The organism is Microlunatus phosphovorus NM-1 (genome assembly GCF_000270245.1).
Classification (GTDB): domain Bacteria; phylum Actinomycetota; class Actinomycetes; order Propionibacteriales; family Propionibacteriaceae; genus Microlunatus; species Microlunatus phosphovorus.
This window is the reverse complement of sequence record NC_015635.1, coordinates 4,063,308-4,077,283: the sequence shown is the minus strand read 5'-3', so window position 1 is coordinate 4,077,283 and position 13,976 is coordinate 4,063,308. Positions and strand designations below refer to the sequence as shown.

Below are 13,976 nucleotides of genomic sequence, written 5' to 3'. Positions count from 1 at the left end.
CCCGACCACCCATGGTGCGGGCTCCCCACCGTCCTGCCGCTGCTCTTGACACCGGTGCGCTTCGCGGCCGGCTCCCTTCGCCTACCCATCGGCCGTATCTGTCGTCGTCCTGCTCTCCCGGAAGGCCCCCTTTGATGTTCTCTCGTCTTCGTTCCTCACCTTGCCGCGCGCTCGTCGCGCTCGCTGCCGCCGTAGCTGCTGTCACTGTGCTTGCTGGTTGTGGCACCTTCTCCACGCCGTCTCCGGCGGCGCAGACTCCGGTCGCGTTCGGGCACATCCATGCGGTGGTGCCCGAGGCCGGTGCCACGATCCTGGTCGCTACCCATATGGGCCTGTACCGGGTCGATGCCGAAGGCTCTGTGGAAGGTCCGTTGGGTGGCTACGACTTCGACGTGATGGGCCTGACCGTCACGGACGGCGTGCTGATCGCTTCCGGGCATCCCGGCATGGACACGCCTTCGGAGTTGGGGTCACCGAATCTTGGCATCATCCGCAGCGAGGACGGCGGGCAGAGCTGGGAGCCGCTCGCGTTCACGGGCGAGGAGGACTTCCACGTCCTGACCGCCGGTCCCGATGGGCAGGTGTACGGGATCGGGTCGAGCAGTCCCGTGGTACAGATCAGCGGCGACTCCGGCAGCACCTGGATGGCTGGCAGCGAGATAACCGCCGCTGATCTTGCGGTCACCGCAGACGGCGTGATCTATGTGGCCACCCAAAGCGGGCTGTTCGCCAGCGACGACAACGCTGCCGCCTTCGGACTGGTTGCTGATGCACCCACGCTGTATCTGCTCGATGCGGCCGGAAACGAACTGGTCGGTGTCGATACCGATGGGCAGCTCTGGCGGCGCAGCGGCCAGGCGGCGTGGACACCGATCGGTACCGCGCAGGGGACCGTCGCAGCCCTCGGTCTTGCCCCGTCAGGTGTCGTCCATCTCGTGGACGACCGCGGCATCGTCGCCCTCGACGGCGACCAGGCCACCACCATCCTGCCCGCCCTGTAGGGCTGGGCTGAACAACAGTCATAGGAAACGCCATGAACAAGAAGATGAACACCGTCGTCCTAGAGGTGGCCGGTCTGCATTGGGCCTCCTCTTCACAACTCGCCGAGAAGACCCTGGGGCGACGGCCCGGAGTGGTCACCGTCGAGGTGAACCCGGTCGCGCAGACCGCGAATGTCACCTACGACCCCGAGCTGACATCTGTCCAGCAGCTCCGCGCCTGGGTCACCGAGTGCGGATTCCATTGTGCCGGACAGTCCGTGCCGCAGCACATCTGCCACCCCAGCGACGAGCCGCACGCCTCGCGCTCGACGGCCCCTCCCTCCCACCACGACAGCGCGCCGCAACATCACCACCACGGAGCAACCGGCGACACGGGGCACGATCACTCCGCCCATGCCGGCCACGACATGGCGCTGGCCTCGCCGGAGCCGGCTCACGCGCATGGCGACTCGGCACCGGCAACCGCGCAGGATGTGATGGGGCACGGCGGCCACCACGGCGGCATGTCGATGGACGCGATGATCCGTGACATGCGCAACCGTTTCCTGGTCGCGCTGATCCTGTCCATCCCGATCACCTTGTGGTCTCCGATCGGCCGGGAGGTCATCGGGTTCACCGTCTCGGCACCGTTCGGGCTCCGGGATGACGTGTTCTCCCTGATCTTGTCGCTGCCGGTGATCTTCTACGCGGCCTGGATCTTCTTCGACGGCGCCTACCGGGCGCTGCGCGCGAAGACGCTGGACATGATGGTGCTGGTCGCGGTCGGTATCGGCGCGGGCTGGCTCTACAGCCTCGCCATCACCCTGACCGGCGGCGGGGAAGTGTTCTACGAAGCCGCCAGTGTGCTCGCCACCTTCGTACTTCTCGGCCACTGGGTCGAGATGCGCGCCCGCGGCGGCGCGAACGACGCCATCCGCCGACTGCTGGAACTCGCCCCGGCCCGCGCGGTCGTGATCCGCGACGGCAACGAGGTCGACATCCCCACCGCCGAGGTCGTTCCCGGTGATCTGCTGCTCGTCCGGCCAGGCGCGAAGGTCCCGACCGATGGGGAGGTGGTAGACGGCACGTCGGAGGTCGATGAGTCGATGGTCACCGGCGAGTCGATGCCGGTCGAGAAGACGCCCGGCTCGGCCGTGATCGGCGCGACCGTGAACACGGTCGGCACGCTTCGAGTACGGGCGACAAAGGTCGGTGCCGATACGGCGCTGGCGCAGATCGTGAAACTGGTGCAGGAGGCGCAGAACTCCAAGGCTCCCGGTCAGCGGCTCGCGGACCGGGCCGCGTTCTGGCTGGTGCTGGTCGCCCTGATCGGCGGCACCCTCACGTTCCTGGTCTGGTTCCTCGCCGGTGCGGAGGTGCCGATGGCGATCCTGTTCGCGATCACCGTGGTCGTCATCACCTGCCCCGACGCCCTGGGCCTGGCGACCCCGACCGCGATCATGGTCGGCACCGGATTGGGCGCCAAACGCGGGGTGCTGTTCAAGAACGCCACCGGCATCGAGACCGCCGCCCGGATCGACACCGTGGTGTTCGATAAGACCGGCACGCTCACCAAGGGCGAGCCCGAAGTCACCGACTATCTCGCGGTCGGCACCGACGACCTGGACCTGCTGTCCTTCGTCGTGGCCGCCGAACGAGAATCGGAGCACCCTCTGGCGAAAGCGATCGTCGCCTACGCCGACGCCCGCGACATCCCACGCCGCACCGCAACCGCGTTCCGCAACATCACCGGGCAAGGCGCGATCGCCACCGTCGACGGGCACCGGGTCGTGCTCGGCAACACCCGGCTGATGGCCCAGGAACGGATCGACACCAGCCAGATCGACGCCGCACGCGAAGCCCTCGCGGCAAGCGGGCGCACCGCGATCATGTTCGCCGTCGACGGCGACATCGGCGGGGTGATCGCACTGGCCGACGCCCCCCGCGAGACCGCGAAAGCCGCGATCGACGCCCTCCACGAAGCCGGTATCGAGGCCGTCATGCTGACCGGCGACAACCAGCCCACCGCGCAACGCATCGCCTCGCTGCTGGGCATCGACACCGTGATCGCCGACGTGCTGCCCGAAGACAAGTCCGCCAAGGTCGCCGAGCTACAGACAGCCGGGAGGAAGGTTGCGATGGTCGGCGATGGCGTCAACGACGCACCCGCGCTCGCCCAAGCCGACCTCGGCATCGCGATCGGCGCCGGCACCGACGTCGCGATCGAGACCGCCGACGTCGTTCTCATGCGCTCCGACCCACTCGACGTGCCGGTCGCGCTGCGGATCGGGAAAGGCACCCTGCGCAAGATGCGGCAGAACCTCGGCTGGGCCATCGGCTACAACGCCATCGCGCTGCCCATCGCCGCCGGTGTGTTCTACCCGGCGTTCGGGATCATGCTCACCCCGGAAATCGCGGCGATCAGCATGTCCGGCTCCAGCGTCATCGTCGCGGTCAACGCCCTGCTCCTCAAACGACTCCGCCTGCCCGACCAAGCACCCGCACCAGGCAGCGCCGCCGCGAGCGAGCCGGCCGGGCCGGTTGAGCCTTCCCCGAACGGGGCACTCCGATGAGCCCGGCCAGCCGGCTCCCGCTCCGTCATGATTCCGGCCTCGGCATAGAGCGGCTGTGGAGCAGGCGCGCGTTTCTCGGCCTCGGCCTCGGAGTGGGCGCGGCGGCGACGCTCGCCCTCGCCAGCTGCACCTCCTCCGCCGCCTGGGTGAACCCGGACAGCGCCGCCGTGCGAGACCGGGAACGGCAACGGGGCGGCAACGGAAAGACCACCGCAGTCACGCTCACAGCGGCATCGGCCAGCCTGGACCTCGCCGGCACCACTGCTCAGACCTTCGCCTACGGCGCCGTACCCGCCCCGATCATCCGCCTCGGAGCCGGCGACACCCTGAAGGCGACCGTCCGCAACCAGCTCCCCGTCGAAACCTCCGTGCACTGGCACGGGCTCGCACTGCGCAACGACATGGACGGCGTGCCGCCCGTCACCCAGCAACCCATCGCTGCCGGTGGCACGTTCAACTATGAGTTCATCGCACCCGATCCGGGCACCTACTGGTTCCACCCCCACGTCGGCGCGCAGCTCGACAGCGGGCTGTACGGAGCGCTCATCATCGAGGACCCGACCGAGCCCCTGTCCTACGACGACGAGTGGGTCATCGTCCTGGACGACTGGCTCGATGGCGTCACCGCCACCCCCGAGCAAGTCCTCGCCGAGCTGTCACGCGGGATGAGCGACATGGGCGGGATGGACGACATGTTCATGCGGATGGGCAACACCCTCATGGGCGCCACCTCCGACCTGCTCGGCGGCGACGCCGGAGACGTCTACTACCCGCACTACCTCATCAACGGCAAACCTGCCGCCGACCCGGCCCAGTTCACCGGCACACCCGGCGGCCGAGTACGGATACGACTCATCAACGCCGGCGGTGACACCGCCTTCCGAATCGCGATCGGCGGGCACCGCCTCACCGTGACCCACACTGACGGATTCCCCGTCGAACCTGTTGAAGTGGACAGTGTTCTGCTCGGCATGGGCGAACGCTACGACCTCCTCGTCACCCTCGGCGACGGCGCGTTCCCACTCGTGGCACAGGCCGAAGGCAAACGCGAACGCGCCTTCGCCGTAGTGCGCACCGGCGGCGGCGGAGCACCAGCATCGGATGTCAAGGTCACTGAGTTGGACAGCGATCAGGTCGGCACCGCCGCGATCCTCACCGCTACTACCGGCGTGGCTCTCGACGCCAAGGCTGCCGACCGGGAGATCACCCTGACGCTCACCGGCTCGATGGCCGACTACGACTGGGGCATCAACGGCCAGCGGTTCGACCCGACCCAGCCGCTGCGCGACGCGCAGGCGGTCCGGGCCGGTGAGCGAGTGCGCCTCCGTCTGGTCAACGAGACCGAGATGTGGCATCCCTTCCACCTACACGGCCACACCTACCAGCACTCAGACGGTGGGCCGCGCAAGGACACCTCGATCATCCTGCCAAAGCAGACCCTGACCATCGACTTCGACGCCGACAATCCCGGCCAATGGGCCGCACACTGCCACAACATCTACCACGCCGAAACCGGCATGATGACCGTCATCGGCTACCAGACCTGACGCGCGGGTCATACGAATCGTCGGCACGGGCGACAGTCTCCACTGGTTGATATTGAACGCGCGATGGCACGGTCATGGTGAACGGATCAACACCAGGGCCAGGCATGACGCCCTACGCGGCCTTGTTGGCTCGAACCCGCACCATTCATCGGCCGGTGGGGCCGGTGGCGTATGACTGCGTGAAGGTGATCGTGGTCCGTGACGGCTCCGCAATCTTGTTCAGCGAGTTCGGACAGCAGCCAGTTACCATCGGCGATGTGATCTTGCTCGGCGCGAACACGTTGTGCGGGTCGGAGCCCGAGGGACACGTCAGTGTGACAACGATCTACGCTGACACGGACTACGTGGTCGATCAGGTGTTCTGGCAGTACGTCGGACTCTTGCAGGATCGACTCGATGCCCAGGGGTTCGCCAATACCGTGTACACCGAGCCGGCGCAGATTCTCCGTCTCGGGGAAGATCGTGCCGGGATGCTCATGCCGTGGCTTGACGAGCTGGTGGCGCTCAGCGTCGATGGCCGGTTCGTGGAGAACTTCTACCGGATGCAGGCGCTCTGGTTCTCCATCGCTCATGTCATCGCACCGTTCATCAAGACCTCGCCGATCCGCACCTCCCCGACGCAACGGGCGAGAGCGTGGCCGGTTTCGCCTCGGCACCGCCGGTTCGCGCCGCTGCGTGGGGAGGCCCGAAAGGTGGCGGAGCTCCTGCGCGCTGATCTGGCGCGTCGCTGGTCGATGGGTGACCTCGCTGATGAGGTACACCTGTCGAAATCTCAGGTGGGTCGGCTGTTTGCGGAGGCGTATGGCAAGTCGCCTATTGCGTATCTGACGATGCTGCGCACGGAGCGGATGGCTGGGCTCCTGCGCACGACAGATGCGTCGATCGCGGTGATCGCACGCGAGGTGGGTTGGGACGCGCCTGACTTCGCAACCCGACAGTTCCGCCGAAGCGTCGGCGTGACACCGCGCCGATACCGCAGTCTGAGTCGAACCCACGCCAGTCGCGAATCACCGAGCGATCCGCATGGACTCCCGCACTCCTAGTAGACACCAAGCGACCAAGGCCCTCGCCTGAGTTCGTGGAGTGGCCGATCGGGCCTCATGGCTGGGTCACGAATCCGGCCGATGAGGCAGCGCCGGGCTGCCGGCGTTTCCGCGTGAAGCGCGCACGATTCCGAGCGATAACCGCCGGATCGGTCACCATCCCCGCTGTGGGCGGGTCTGGGCGTGTAGTCCGGTAGAGACTCGTTGGGTTCCTCATGCGACCTGACAGTCTCGGTCGTCCCCTGGCTCGTCTCGTCTCCTTGATTTTCCCGGCGTACCTCACAGTCGCACGGCCGCCCCTCGGCGGTCTTGGCGAAGGGAGGTCAGACGATGGCTGTGACGGAGGAAGCGCGGGCTGCGCGGGACGCGAAGCTCGATGAGCTGCATGAGCGGCTGACTGGCGCGGTGGAGACGCTGGTGTCCGGTGAGGACTGGGCGCGGGCGTTGGAGTTCGCGGCTCGGTTCCGGTCGCGCTCGTTCAACAACACGCTGCTGATCTGGGTCCAGCACGAGGCTGCGTTCGAGGCCGGCCGGGTGCCGAACCCGGTGCCGTCATTCGTGGCTGGGTATCGGCAGTGGCAGCAGCTCGGCCGTCAGGTGCAGAAGGGCCAGCCAGGCTACATGATCTTCGCCCCGGTCACTGGCCGCTTCGCCTCATCGAACCCGGCCGATCCGTCGTCGTGGCGCAGGTTGGGGCCACGGGAGAAGCACAAGGTCAACGAGGTCGTGCGTACCCGGATGGTGGGCGCTCGGCCCGCCTACGTGTGGGACGTGACGCAGACCGAGGGCGATCCGATCCCGGAGACTCCCGCGCCGAAGCTGCTGGACGGCGAAGCACCGGCGGGGTTGTGGGACGGCCTGGTCGCGCAGGTCGAGGCGCTGGGGTTCGAGGTGGTGCGGGTAGCGGATGCCGGGCAGATCGGGGGCGCGGACGGCCTGACCGACTACACGACGCGGCAGGTATCGGTTCGCACCGACGTGACGGAGGTCAACCAGGTCGCCACATTGGTGCATGAGCTGGCGCATGTGCTGATGCACGACCCCAAGGATGAGGAAGCCCGCCAGCACCGCGGCATCCGAGAGGTGGAGGCCGAATCGGTCGCGTTGATGATCGGCGCCGCGCACGGCATGGACACCAGCGGCTACACGATCCCGTATGTGGCGGGGTGGGCGTCGTCGGTGAAGGACACCGAACCGGCGGAGGTCATCAAAGCCACCGGCGAGCGGGTGCGCAAGACGGCGCTGGGCATTCTCGACCAGCTCGATACCTTCCAGGTCGCCAACGGCACCCCGCCCGGCCTCACCCGGGACGTGCCGGCGTCGGAGGCGTCGTCTCGGTCGGCGGCACCGCTGCCCGAGCGCCCGTCGGCGGGTGCGCCGGCGCTGGCGGGACGGGGGCTGTGATGGCTGGCCAGGATGCGCTGGAAGTGCTCGCCAAGGCGGGCCGTGGCTGGCGGCTGAATCATGCGGCGATGCTGCTCGCTGAGGGAGGCGTGCCCGTGTTCCCGTGCGCGCCGGGCGGCAAAACGCCGTTGATCCGGGACGGGCAGGGCTTCCTCGACGCGACAACCGACAAGCGGCAGGTACGGGCATGGTGGCGCCTACACCCGTGGGCGAACATCGGCATCCCGACCGGCGCCGCATCAGGCCTGGTCGTGGTGGACGTCGATGTGCATCGCCCGGTCGATGGCCTGCGTGCGTTCGTCCGTGCCGGCGACGCTGGCCTGGTCAAGGGTTGGGGTCTGCTGGTGAGCACACCGACCGGCGGGCAGCACGCCTACTTCCCGGCGATCCCGGGCGTGGAGCAGCGTTCCTGGCAGGCCGGGAGTGTGGGTATCGACTTCCGGGGCGACGGCGGCTACATCATCGCCCCGCCCTCGATCCGCATCATCGACGGCATCGCCAGCCGGTACAAGGTCGGAGGCGGCGAATACCTCGGGCAGCCGTTGCCTGTGGACTCCGAGCGGCTGCGTGACTTCCTCGACCCCCGCCCCGCCCCGACCCATCACGCCGTGCCCGCTCGGGACAGCGACGGTGCGGACGCGGACAGGTTGGCGGCGTGGCTGAGCCGGCAAGCGACCGACCGGAATCTGAAACTGTTCTGGGCCTCGTGCCGTCTCGCCGAAGGCGGCGTCCCTGTCACCGATGCGGTGGATGCGATGGTGACCGCGGCGCAGTCGGACTTCGGCGAGCGGGAAATCACCCGCACCGTCCACAGCGCCTACCGAAGCGTCGGCGCGGGAGCCCGCCAGCGCGCGCCCGCCGACGCTCCCGGCGCGTCTGCCGATGGGTTCGCTCGCTGTGATCGGGCAGCGCCAGAGTCCGCGTCGCGGGGTTTGTCGTGACCGGGTGGAGTGGCCGCAGGTGGGCGGTCATCACCTCGGTCGTTGGGACCGTGTTCATCGCGGCCGGCGCGTTCTGGCTGTCCTTCACCGCACTGGCGGACCTCGCCCACCGCGCCGGTATTGGGGAAGGGCAGGCCTGGGCATGGCCCCTGATCGTCGATGGCGTGATCGTCGTCTCCACCGTCGCCGTGGTCGCGCTCGCGGGCGAGCGGGCGGCCTGGTATCCGTGGACACTGCTGATCGGCGGTGCCGCGGTGTCGGTGACCGCGAACGCGCTGCACGCGATCGTCGCCGCCGACGCCGACGTACCGGCCGGGCTCGCGGCGGCGGTCGCGGCTGTCCCGCCCGTGGTGCTGCTCGCCTCGACCCATCTGACCGTCGTCCTCATCCGCACCACCACCCAACCTGCCACCGAAGCGGCCGGCGTTCGTGAACCGGTCGCGCTCGAAGCTGTGCCGACCGAATCGCCTGCCGTGGCGTCACCGACCCCGGAGTTGGCACGGCTCGTTCCTGCCGAGGTGCCGGATCGTCGGGTGCGGGCGGCGGAGCTGAGGGAGTCGGGGTGGTCGAACAAGAAGATCGCCCGGACGCTCGATGTGCATCCCTCGACAGTGGGCCGCTGGTTCGCCGACGCGCACCAACCCGATGAGCCCGAGCAACCACGGGCTGTCTTGGAGGGAGCGACACCATGAGCACCGATGACCTGATGCGCGAGCAACCACCCCGCCGCATCGAACCCGAACAGGCCAAGAAGCCCGACACCGAAGCAGCCGAGGCGGCCGAGGCGGCGGGGACGCCAGATGCGGTCAAGCAAGCGTCTGCCCGCCGGCAGGCGGTGCGAGAGCGCATAGATCAGGTGCGCGGCCGGGGCGTGGAGTGGGTGCGCCCGACCGATCTGATCGTGCGTTCCAGCGGGACTCTGGCGGGGCGTGGGATCGAGTTCAACAGCGAGCAGGGCCGCCGGCTCCGCTCAACCATCGTCACGGGGGCGCGGTCGGTGTCGGAGCGGGCGAAGCGGTTGCCGCCGTTGTCGGCGTTCGGTCGTCGCGGCCAGCACGTCGAGGGTCCGGCACGGTCCGGGGTCGGGATGAGGTAACGGGGTGGTGATGAGTCATGGACACCCAGCACGACGGGGTGACGGTCGCCAGGAGCGACCGGCGCACCTGCCTGCCAGGAGGTGCCCTGACCATGACCACAACCACCAAGACGACGGCGACCGATCCGGCGGGTGAGGACTACACCAGCGGTGAGGGCCTGCGCGCCCTGCTGCACCGGCTCCACGACGCCGGCCCCGGAGCGTGGGAACACGACCCGGTAGCCGCCGAACTGATGACCTACGCCGCGGAGAAGTACACGCCGCTGGCGCGCAAGCACGGCCTGGACCCGTGGGAGGCCGCGTCGGCGGCGTTCGACGTGATGCGCACCCGCGCCGCCCGCGAGGCCGACGACCCCTGGGCCGTCGTGACGCATGCGGTACGGATCACCTGCATCGCCGAAGAGCGCGGCCAAGGACTGCTGTGCTCGGTGCATCAAGCCCGGCGTCCGCACATCTCCTGCTTCCACGACCCCGAACGGCTCTCCGAACGCGAGAACACCCTGTCGGACTACCACCCGGCGTTCCACGTCACCGACCCCCACCACCACGACAACGACGAACCCGATGCGGATGTGGGTGAGCCGGCGTCGGTGACCGGCGCGGTGGAGGACGCGATCTTGTTGTTCATGCTGCTGGGCTGGCCCGAGGGCACCGCCCGCCCGGCGATCGAGCACGTCTGCGAAGCCCTCGCCCGGATCGGGTCACGCACCGGCACCTATGAGGCGCTGCGCCGCGACCGGCACGCCCGCGCCCTGCTCGATGTCCCCGCCGCCTCGTGGACGGTGCTGCTGCGAGTGCTGCTGGGCCGCACCACGCCCGGCTACGGAGCAACCGGCGAAGGCCGCGGCATCCTGCTGCGGCTCCTGATCGGCGAAGGCCTGCCCGTCCTGCTGGGCAATGACGGGCTCGTAGCGACCATCAGCCACGCCGCACCCCACACCCGACGCAGGGGTGCGTGATGACCGCGGCGACAGGGCACATCGAACTCGACCGGACCGTCGAGTCGATCCAGGTCGGCCGCCGCCACCGCCGAGACCTCGGTGACCTCGACGCGCTCGCGGCGTCGATCGAGCGGGACGGGCTGCTGCAACCCATCACCATCACCCCGGACGGGCTGCTGGTGTGCGGAGTACGGCGGCTCGCGGCGATCAAACAGCTCGGCTGGCGCACCGTCAACGTCTGGGTGCGCTCCAGCATCTCGGACAGGTTGGGGCACCTGCTGGCCGAGCAGGACGACAACCAGCTCCACAAGACTCTCTCCCCGCTGGAAGCCGCCGGCCTCTACCGCGAAATCAAGACGTTGATGGCCGAGGACGCCGCCCGGCGGGACGCTGCGACGCAGTTCTCGACTGAGAATCAGCCCCGGTGGAACGGGGGTGGAAACTTTCCACCCCCGTTGACCCCGCCGGGCAAGGTTCGCGAGCAGGCCGCCGCGATGATCCCCGGCGCTCCCTCGTACAAGACGATGGACAAGATCGGCTACCTGCAACACCTCGCCACCGACCCCGACACCCCCGAACCGCTGCGCGCTGAGGCGCAGGCCGGGTTGGTGAAGATCGAGGCCGGCGGGCCGGTCGATCCGGTGTATCAGCGCATCCGCGACATCCACCAAGCCGCCGACGACGCCCATCTGCACGACCTGGCTGAACAAGCCCTCGCCCGCGTGGACGCCCAGACGAAGGAGCAGAAGGGCAAGAAGAAGCGGGCGAAGAAGCCCACCCCTGCTGCGCCTGTGGTGCCGGATGCCAGGTATGCGGTGCGGGCGTTCGTGCTGACCTGGACCGAACTTGACTCGTGGTGGCTGCACTACGACCTGGACGAGCTCGCGGCCCAGCTCACCGACGAGCAGGCCGAAGCGTTCTACGCGACCGCCGAAGGCGCCCGCCGGTTCGCCACCGACCTCCACGCCGCACGCCAACAAGAGTCAGAGGCTCCGCGCCTGCGCGCCCTCTGATTCACGATCCTCGGCTGTGGCTGGCTGGCGGTCGGGGTGCACCTGAGGGGCATGAAGACTTCTCCCGCTCCGTCGTTTCCGCGTGGCCGTCTGGTCGCGCTCATCGCCGCCGGCCTGGTGCTGCTGATCCTCGTCGGGGTCGGCGTCTACGGCCTCATCCTCGGCCCCCGCACCACCAGCACCCCGGCACCCGAACCCGCGCCGTCGCCGTCGCCGTCTCACACGCTGACGACGCCTGGCCCGTCGTCACCGCGGTTGCCTGTGGTGCCCCGGTCGGCGGACCCGGAGACGTTCGCCCGCAAGGTCGCGGAGGCGATCTTCGCGTGGGACACCACCAGCGGCCTCATGCCCCTGGACTACACGGCCGCGATCCTCGATGTCGGTGACCCGTCCGGCACCGAACAGGCCGGCCTTGCCTCCGACCTGGCGAGCTTCTTGCCGACGCGGGAGGCGTGGATCGAGCTGCGCAAGCACGAGACCCGCCAACACCTCACCATCGACTGCGCGGTCATCCCGGAGGCGTGGGCCGATGCCGTGGCGCAGGCACAACCCGGCCAGATCGCACCCGGCACGACCGCGTACACGATCGAGGGCACCCGGCACCGCGACGGCCTGTGGAACGGCGAACCCGTATCCAGCGAGCACGCCGTGTCGTTCACCGTGTTCATCGTCTGCGCCCCGGCCTACCCGACCTGTCACCTGTTGCGGCTGTCCCAGCTCGACAACCCGCTGCGATGAGGACAGGCGTCTCGTGTTCAAGAAGTTCGCTGTTCTCGCGCTCGCCGCGCTGTTCTTCGGCCCGGCGATGCTGCTGCTGGCGATCGGGGTGCTGATGAACCCCGCCGCCATCGCCGCGTGCACCACCACCGGCACGCTCTCGGTCGGCAACGTCCCCGACAGCCTCCAAGTGACCACCGCGGACGGCTACACCTTCACGCTGAACAAGCGGCAGCTCACCCACGCCGCGACGATCATCACGGTCGGCGGCCGGATCGACGGTGTGGGCCGGCCTGGCGTGAAGGTCGCGCTGATGGCCGCGCTCACCGAGTCCACGCTGCGGATGCTCACCAACACCGGTACCTACCCCGAGTCCGCGAACTACCCCAACGACGGCAACGGCGGCGACCACGACTCACTCGGCCTGTTCCAGATGCGCCCGCAATCGGGATGGGGCACCGTCGCCGAGTTGATGGACCCGAACTACCAAGCCGCCGCGTTCTTCGGCGGCCCTGACGGCCCGAACTATCCGAGCCCGCGCGGCCTGCTCGACATTCCCGGCTGGGAACGGATGGACCCCGGTGAGGCCGCCCAGTCGGTCGAGGTCAGTGCGTTTCCCGACAGGTACCGCAACTACGCGCCCGTGGCTGATGCGATCCTCGACGCCCTCACCCGCACCGGCGGACGTGGCGGCCCCGTCGTTGGCGTGACCGAGTCGTCGCGCGTGGTGTTCCCGCTGCCGGAAGGGACTTGGGTCAAGACCGACGGGTTCGGGCCGCGCATCCATCCGATCACCGGCGAGCACTCCTTCCACACCGGCCTGGACCTGGCCGCCCCGGCCGACACGTCGATCCTCGCCGCCGCAGACGGCACCGTGACGGTCGCCGAGTTCAGCGGTGGCTACGGCGGGCTCATCGTCATCGAGCACGCCATCAACGGCAAGACCGTCGCGACCGCCTACGCGCACATGTGGCAGGCCGGCATCCTCGTTCATGTCGGCGACCGCGTGAGCGCCGGGCAGCACATCGGCGATGTCGGGACATCCGGCATGTCCACCGGCAATCATTTGCACTTCGAGGTCCGCCCCGGCGGTACCAACGGCGAAGCGATCGACCCGGCGAAGTGGCTCAACGACCACGGCGCGGCGAACCTCCCCGAAGCCGCTTCCGGGCCGGCCGAGGGATGCCAGACTGGTACGGCTGGCGCGCCGACCCCGTTGACGGGTGACCCGGATCAGATGGTGGACGACCCCACCAGCAACGGGAAGATCACCGCGCGGCTCGCGCACCTCATGGCCCAGACCAAGGCTGCGTTCCCCGACACCGGCTGGGGCTGCTACTCACCGAGGCCGGGCACGAAGTCGGAGCACCCGCTTGGGCGGGCGTGCGACATCACCTTCGGCAACGCCATCGGCCACTATCCGACACCCGCCCAGTTGGAGGCCGGGTGGAAGGTCACCAACTGGATGAAGGACAACGCCGAAGTGCTCGGGGTCGAGTACCTGATCTGGCAGGGCAAAATCTGGTCCCTCGCCCGCGACGACCAGGGGTGGCGGCCCTACAACGGCGGCGGAATGCACGACCCCGGCAACGTCACCGGCGGCCACTACGACCACCTGCATATCACCGTGAAAGTATAATCTCGGAAGTTGCATCTAATGCACGATTCATGCACTTGCTGCACGGCGGAATCGCGCCGATCCGCGGCGATGCGGCAAGCCT

The 13,976-nt window shown here is 68.6% G+C and carries 12 protein-coding genes; all 12 read left to right on the top strand.

Annotation, left to right across the window (positions count from 1 at the left end):
• The first annotated feature begins 134 nt into the window (after positions 1 to 134).
• The 12 genes from MLP_RS18245 (at position 135) to MLP_RS18190 (ending at position 13,894) form a co-directional block, all read left to right on the top strand.
• The gene (locus MLP_RS18245) at positions 135 to 1,001 is read left to right on the top strand and encodes a F510_1955 family glycosylhydrolase (protein WP_013864634.1); all 867 of its coding nucleotides are present in this window, start codon (positions 135 to 137) and stop codon (positions 999 to 1,001) included.
• Positions 1,002 to 1,033: 32 nt separating this feature from the next.
• Positions 1,034 to 3,553 (top strand): heavy metal translocating P-type ATPase, encoded by a 2,520-nt coding sequence (locus tag MLP_RS18240; protein WP_013864633.1) that lies wholly within the window; start codon positions 1,034 to 1,036, stop codon positions 3,551 to 3,553.
• Positions 3,550 to 5,100: a multicopper oxidase family protein gene (locus MLP_RS18235; RefSeq protein WP_013864632.1), complete on the top strand. Its 1,551-nt coding sequence runs from the start codon at positions 3,550 to 3,552 to the stop codon at positions 5,098 to 5,100. Before MLP_RS18240 ends, MLP_RS18235 begins: the two co-directional genes overlap by 4 nt.
• 104 nt (positions 5,101 to 5,204) lie before the next feature.
• On the top strand, positions 5,205 to 6,143 hold the full coding sequence (locus MLP_RS18230) for a helix-turn-helix domain-containing protein (protein WP_013864631.1): 939 nt from the start codon (positions 5,205 to 5,207) through the stop codon (positions 6,141 to 6,143).
• A gap of 330 nt (positions 6,144 to 6,473) precedes the next feature.
• Positions 6,474 to 7,547, top strand: coding sequence for an ArdC-like ssDNA-binding domain-containing protein (locus MLP_RS18225; RefSeq protein ID WP_013864630.1), 1,074 nt, complete (start codon positions 6,474 to 6,476; stop codon positions 7,545 to 7,547).
• A complete protein-coding gene (locus MLP_RS18220; RefSeq protein WP_013864629.1) occupies positions 7,547 to 8,488 on the top strand; it encodes a bifunctional DNA primase/polymerase in 942 nt (313 codons plus the stop codon). Before MLP_RS18225 ends, MLP_RS18220 begins: the two co-directional genes overlap by 1 nt.
• Entirely contained in the window at positions 8,485 to 9,180 is a 696-nt protein-coding gene (locus MLP_RS18215) for a DUF2637 domain-containing protein (protein ID WP_013864628.1), read from the top strand. Before MLP_RS18220 ends, MLP_RS18215 begins: the two co-directional genes overlap by 4 nt.
• Positions 9,177 to 9,584 carry a hypothetical protein gene (locus MLP_RS18210; protein ID WP_013864627.1) on the top strand — a complete coding sequence of 136 codons (408 nt, stop codon included), beginning with the start codon at positions 9,177 to 9,179 and terminating at the stop codon, positions 9,582 to 9,584. Before MLP_RS18215 ends, MLP_RS18210 begins: the two co-directional genes overlap by 4 nt.
• A gap of 17 nt (positions 9,585 to 9,601) precedes the next feature.
• A complete protein-coding gene (locus MLP_RS18205; protein ID WP_013864626.1) occupies positions 9,602 to 10,543 on the top strand; it encodes a hypothetical protein in 942 nt (313 codons plus the stop codon).
• Positions 10,543 to 11,538, top strand: coding sequence for a ParB N-terminal domain-containing protein (locus tag MLP_RS18200; RefSeq protein WP_013864625.1), 996 nt, complete (start codon positions 10,543 to 10,545; stop codon positions 11,536 to 11,538). Before MLP_RS18205 ends, MLP_RS18200 begins: the two co-directional genes overlap by 1 nt.
• 51 nt (positions 11,539 to 11,589) lie before the next feature.
• Positions 11,590 to 12,276, top strand: a complete 687-nt coding sequence (locus tag MLP_RS18195; protein ID WP_041790236.1) for a hypothetical protein — start codon at positions 11,590 to 11,592, stop codon at positions 12,274 to 12,276.
• Between the two features lie 67 nt (positions 12,277 to 12,343).
• On the top strand, positions 12,344 to 13,894 hold the full coding sequence (locus MLP_RS18190; protein WP_197536436.1) for a M23 family metallopeptidase: 1,551 nt from the start codon (positions 12,344 to 12,346) through the stop codon (positions 13,892 to 13,894).
• Positions 13,895 to 13,976 lie beyond the last annotated feature (82 nt).